The sequence below is a fragment of the Nocardioides sp. Root122 genome, from assembly GCF_001425025.1.
In the GTDB taxonomy this organism is placed as follows: domain Bacteria; phylum Actinomycetota; class Actinomycetes; order Propionibacteriales; family Nocardioidaceae; genus Nocardioides.
In genome coordinates, this window is the sequence record NZ_LMDE01000008.1 from 1 (window position 1) to 386 (window position 386).

A 386-nucleotide genomic window follows, 5' to 3' on the forward strand; every position below is an offset into this window, starting at 1 on the left:
GGAAGGTCCGCGGGTAGTCAGTCCCCCCGATCGGGTGCTCGAGACTCACCCCAACGAGGCTACTGCACTCAAGCAGAGATGCAGGACACATGATCGAGGCGATGGAGCGGGCAGAAGGGGTGGTCGAAGACGACCTCTCGGCATCCGCAGTGCTCGCCTCGATCCGCGCACGCAAGGCTGACGAAGATCGCGCCGCCGCCGACCAACTGGTCCTCGCCGCCCGCTGGGCAGACCTCCACCCGCCGGAGTCGATCCACCACGCTGCGACCTTCACCGTGCCGGGGTGTGAGCATGAGGAACCCATCGCGGGTGAGGGTGCTCCGCTGGTGGCGGAGTTCTGCATCGCCGAGCTCGGTGCGGTGCTGGGGATGTCGACGACGTCGGCG

The 386-nt window shown here is 67.6% G+C and carries 1 pseudogene; it reads left to right on the plus strand.

The features are described 5' to 3' along the window. Positions 1 to 89 precede the first annotated feature (89 nt). Positions 90 to 386: pseudogene (locus ASC64_RS22700) on the plus strand (hypothetical protein); the annotation flags it as partial.